Raw genomic sequence first — 4,636 nt, forward strand, 5'->3', positions numbered from 1 at the left:
CATAAAACATTTAAAAAAAATATAACTGTGAATTATTATTTTAATATTTTTTGTTATGATTTTTTTTTAAGTAAATATTTTTGATACTTTGTAGGCAGATTAATCCAATTGCCCAATATTAATTTGCATTTCGAACAAAATTCATCCGAATAAGCCCCATGATAAATTCACCCGAAGAAAAATTAAAAATATTGTATGTAGATGATGAAGAAAACAATCTTCAGGCCTTTAAAGCAACTTTCAGGAGAGATTATAAGATCTTTTTGGCAATGTCTGCTGATGAAGGAAGAGAGATTTTGAAGTCTGAAGATGTGCATATCATTATTACAGACCAAAGGATGCCTGATGAAACAGGTGTCGACTTCCTTTCATCCATTATACCGATCAATCCTGATCCAATCAGAATTTTGCTCACCGGTTACACTGATATTCAGGCAGTGATAGACGCCATCAACAAAGGCCAAATCTATCATTATCTGACTAAGCCTTGGGAGGAAGAATACATGCGCAATGTCATCCAGAATGCATACGAGGTATATCAACTCAGATTGGAAAATAGACAACTTACTTCTGACCTCAGTGATATCAACAGTCAGCTTGAATTTGTATTAAGACAGAATCTCCTCTCTTAATATCTGGCGGCGAGTAATAGGAGCAATTCTTTATGGGTCATTGAAAACTTCCTTGCTAAATAAGCATTGGTAAGACTGCCTCTATAGGTATACACTCCCTTCATGAACCATTTGTAATTGAAAACCATTTCCTCCGCTCCGCCAAGATCCGCCATCTGTAAAAGTATTGGTGTAAAGATATTGCTTAATGCAAAAGAAGCAGTCCTGGAAACACGGGATGCGATATTTGGTACGCAATAGTGAATCACTCCATGCTTTACAAATGTTGGCTGTTCATGTGTCGTCATTTCTGAAGTCTCAATACAGCCGCCCTGATCGATGCCAACATCAATCAATACACTTCCCTCCATCATTGCGGCAACCATTTCCTCACTGACTACAACCTTATTTTTTCCCTTCTCAGCCCTTAGAGCACCAATGACTACATCTGCTTCTTTCAGTGCATTGCTCAAGGTGAAATTATCAATGGTAGATGTAAATATCTGTTGACCTAAAAGATGCTTGATCCTACGGAGTTTGTAAATATGGTTATCAAAAACTTTGATATTTGCACCTAGACCCAATGCTGTACGGGCTGCATATTCTGCAACAGTTCCCGCCCCAATAATAACTACTTGGGTAGGAGGTACTCCAGTCACACCGCCCATGATCAATCCTTTTCCATTATTGACACTGCTAAGGTATTCAGAGGCAATCAGCATCACTGTGCTTCCTGCAATCTCACTCATAGCGCGTACTACAGGCATCCCTCCGACTTTATCTTCCAAATGTTCATAGGATACTGCCGTTATCCTTTTCCTATTTAATGCATGGATAAAATCCGCGTTTTGCTTTCCAAGCTGAATTGCCGATATCAGACAAGCGCCTGACCTCATGTAATCTATCTCCTGTTCTGTGGGTGGCTCCACCTTCATCACCACTTCCGCATCAAATGCTTCTTGAGGAGAATATACCACTTTAGCCCCCGCATCGGAGTATTCTTGGTCTGTAAATTTGGAATCTTTACCTGCAGTAGTCTCCACCAAAACCTCCTGCCCATTATTTACTAATAGTCCAACAGCATCAGGTGTCAAAACTACCCTCTTTTCCTGGACAGCAGATTCTGCAGGTAAACCAATAACCAAAGAGTTCTTTGATTTTTTTATTTTCTTAGGGGATTCTTTGGGAAATAGACTTACCCTTTCCGTAATCTCAACCATTTGACTTCCCATTTATAATCTGCTTTAAAGTTATTTTGCGATTGTCATTTTCCTGAACTTCAATCTCAATCAATATAAAATCAAGTGGCAAATACCCAGGTATTTTTTCAGCCCATTCAATAAAGCAATGATTGCCACTATAGAAATATTCTTCAACTCCTATTTCCATCGCTTCAGCAGGATCTTCCAGCCTATAAAAATCAAAATGATAAAATACATTTCCCTTATCATTCCAATATTCATTAACCAAAGAAAAAGTCGGACTTGAAACCCTGTCTTCAATACCGACTACTTTTGCTATGGATTTGATCATGGTGGTTTTGCCTGCCCCAAGATCTCCTTTGAAAATCCAGATTTTTTCTTCCCTACAAAAACCCACTATCTTTTTGGCGATATCTTGGATTTCATCAAGCTTGTAACTATAAATCTTTTCCAAATTTAATTAAATATTCTTTGGTTCAAGTTGTATGAAGGGGATAATCATTTCTTCCAAAGAAACCCCACCATGCTGAAAGGTGTCTTTGTAGTAATTTACATAATAATTGTAATTGTTTGGATAAGCAAAGAAATAATCTTCTACAGTAAATACATAACTTGTGGATATGTTGAGCCTTGGTAGCTTGGCATCTTCAGGTTTTGAAATCTCAAAAACCTTTCCACTTTCAAAGTTAAGGTTCTTTCCTTGTTTGTATCTCAAATTGGTTGTGACATTTTTATCCCCGATTATTTTATAAGGCCGGTTTACCCTTTTGGTTCCGTGGTCGGTAGTCACGATGACATCTGCCTTTGCAGCTTGTATTTTTTTAAAAAGTTCAAAAAGCGAAGAATGCTCGAACCAACTTTTGGTGATGGACCTATACGCAGATTCATTTGGTGCCAGTTCTCTGATCATTTTCATATCTGTCCTTGCATGGGACATCATATCCACGAAATTGTACACCAAAACATTGAGGTCATTGTTGAGCATTTGATGGAAATGTTCCAAAACTGCTTTGCCTTGATATGCCTGAAGTATTTTATGGTAACTGAATTTTATGTTTAACCTGTTCCTATGTAGATTTTCAGATAGAAAATGTTCCTCATTATTATTTTTTCCTTCATCTGTATCCTCACCTTCCCAAAGTTCGGGATGGAACCTTGCCATATCAGACGGCATGAGTCCGCTAAATAGCGCATTTCTTGAAAAGGCGGTGGTGGTGGGCAGAATACTATAATAAGTGCTTTCTTCCACTACATTGAAGTGATCTGTTACCAAAGGTTTGATAACCTCCCACTGATCAAGCCGAAGATTATCAATAACCAAAAAAAACAAGGGCTTACCAGGTTTAATAAAGGGGAAGACCTTTTCATTCATTATTTTATGGGACAACAGAGGTTTGTAAGATTTTGGGTCACTGATCCAATCCACGTAATTGTTTTTGATGAATTTAGCAAAACTGGCATTGGCTTCTGTTTTCTGTGTTTCGAGGACATCCTGCATACTTTTGTTTTCAGTCTTGTCAATCTCCATTTCCCAATAGGTCAGTCTTTTGTAAATCTCCGTCCATTCCTGATGGGTAGAAGCATCATTACAGGCCATACTGATATTCATGAAATCCTGCCTGTAGGAAAGGTTTGTCTTTTCTGTAATCAGTTGTTTGTTTTGAAGTATTTTCTTGACAGAAAGCAGAATCTGATTTGGATTGATGGGTTTGATCAAGTAATCGGCAATTTTACCTCCTATCGCATCATCCATAATATGTTCCTCTTCACTCTTGGTTATCATCACCACAGGAACCTGTGGCTTGATCATCTTGATCTGTTGGAGCGTTTCGAGACCGGTCATTCCGGGCATCATCTCATCTAAAAAAATAACATCGAAATTATTTTTTTCTACGGACTCAATGGCATCCACACCACTGTTGACGGTAGTAATCTCGTAACCTCTTTGTTCTAGAAACAATATATGTGGTTTCAGAAGATCTATCTCGTCATCTGCCCATAGGATTTTGAAGTTTTGCATAAAATTTGGTTTATTTCTTTTAAAATTATAATTACTTTTGAAACCTATCAAATGTCATGGACATTGAAAAGTCATAAAATACTGAATGACCCTGTTTATGGGTTCATCACCATTCCAGGTGAATTGATTTTTACCATTATTGACCATCCTTACTTTCAAAGGTTACGTCGTATCAAACAATTGGGTTTGACTGACTTTGTTTACCCTGGAGCACTTCATACCAGATTTCACCATGCCATCGGGGCTATGCACCTGATGCGCATTACTTTAGACAACCTGCGCCACAAGGGAATAGAAATCAGTAATGATGAATATGAAGCTGCTATGGTTGCGATTCTGCTTCATGATATCGGACATGGGCCTTTCTCCCATGCCCTTGAATTTACTTTGTTGAAAAATACATCCCATGAGGAACTGTCTCTCCTAGTCCTGGAAACACTCAATGAGCAATTGCAAGGACGACTGAATTTAGCCATAAAAATCTTCAAAGGAGTGTATGAGAGGAACTTTTTTAATCAGCTTGTTTCAAGTCAGCTTGATATTGACCGGTTGGATTACCTCCAAAGGGATTGTTTCTTTACAGGAGTCTCTGAGGGGACAATAGGTGCGGACAGGATCATCAAAATGATGGACATCAAGGATGACCAATTGGTAGTTGAAGAAAAGGGACTTTACAGTATCGAAAATTTTCTCAGTGCAAGAAGGTTGATGTATTGGCAGGTATACCTGCACAAAACCACCGTTAGCGCCGAAAAAATGATGATTAATTTAATAAACAGGGCAATTCAATTGCTGGAAGGTGG

The 4,636-nt window shown here is 38.2% G+C and carries 5 protein-coding genes; 2 read left to right on the top strand and 3 right to left on the bottom strand.

Annotation, left to right across the window (positions count from 1 at the left end):
• The first annotated feature begins 158 nt into the window (after positions 1-158).
• The gene (locus ACEW8U_RS14260) at positions 159-632 is read left to right on the top strand and encodes a response regulator (RefSeq protein ID WP_373522724.1); all 474 of its coding nucleotides are present in this window, start codon (positions 159-161) and stop codon (positions 630-632) included.
• Here ACEW8U_RS14260 and ACEW8U_RS14265 read toward each other — a convergent pair.
• From ACEW8U_RS14265 to ACEW8U_RS14275, 3 genes are read right to left on the bottom strand one after another with little or no spacing between them, the layout of a single operon-like run.
• On the bottom strand, positions 629-1,831 hold the full coding sequence (locus tag ACEW8U_RS14265) for an alanine dehydrogenase (protein ID WP_373522725.1): 1,203 nt from the start codon (positions 1,829-1,831) through the stop codon (positions 629-631). The two genes, ACEW8U_RS14260 and ACEW8U_RS14265, sit on opposite strands and share 4 nt — an antisense overlap.
• Positions 1,824-2,267, bottom strand: a complete 444-nt coding sequence (gene tsaE / locus ACEW8U_RS14270) for a tRNA (adenosine(37)-N6)-threonylcarbamoyltransferase complex ATPase subunit type 1 TsaE (RefSeq protein WP_373522726.1) — start codon at positions 2,265-2,267, stop codon at positions 1,824-1,826. Before tsaE ends, ACEW8U_RS14265 begins: the two co-directional genes overlap by 8 nt.
• Before the next feature lie 6 nt (positions 2,268-2,273).
• Complete coding sequence (locus ACEW8U_RS14275) at positions 2,274-3,833, bottom strand: PglZ domain-containing protein (protein WP_373522727.1); 1,560 nt, start codon at positions 3,831-3,833, stop codon at positions 2,274-2,276.
• 51 nt (positions 3,834-3,884) lie between these two features.
• On the opposite strand from ACEW8U_RS14275, the gene ACEW8U_RS14280 reads away from it, so the two are divergent.
• Positions 3,885-4,636: HD domain-containing protein (locus ACEW8U_RS14280; RefSeq protein WP_373522728.1), on the top strand; the 752-nt coding region annotated here is incomplete at its 3' end.

The organism is Aquiflexum sp. (assembly GCF_041751335.1).
GTDB lineage: Bacteria > Bacteroidota > Bacteroidia > Cytophagales > Cyclobacteriaceae > Aquiflexum.

Coding starts and splice junctions, on each gene's coding strand:
- ACEW8U_RS14260 (WP_373522724.1), top strand. CDS start 159: ATGATAAATTCACCCGAAGAAAAATTAAAAATATTGTATGTAGATGAT.
- ACEW8U_RS14265 (WP_373522725.1), bottom strand. CDS start 1,831: ATGGTTGAGATTACGGAAAGGGTAAGTCTATTTCCCAAAGAATCCCCT.
- ACEW8U_RS14275 (WP_373522727.1), bottom strand. CDS start 3,833: ATGCAAAACTTCAAAATCCTATGGGCAGATGACGAGATAGATCTTCTG.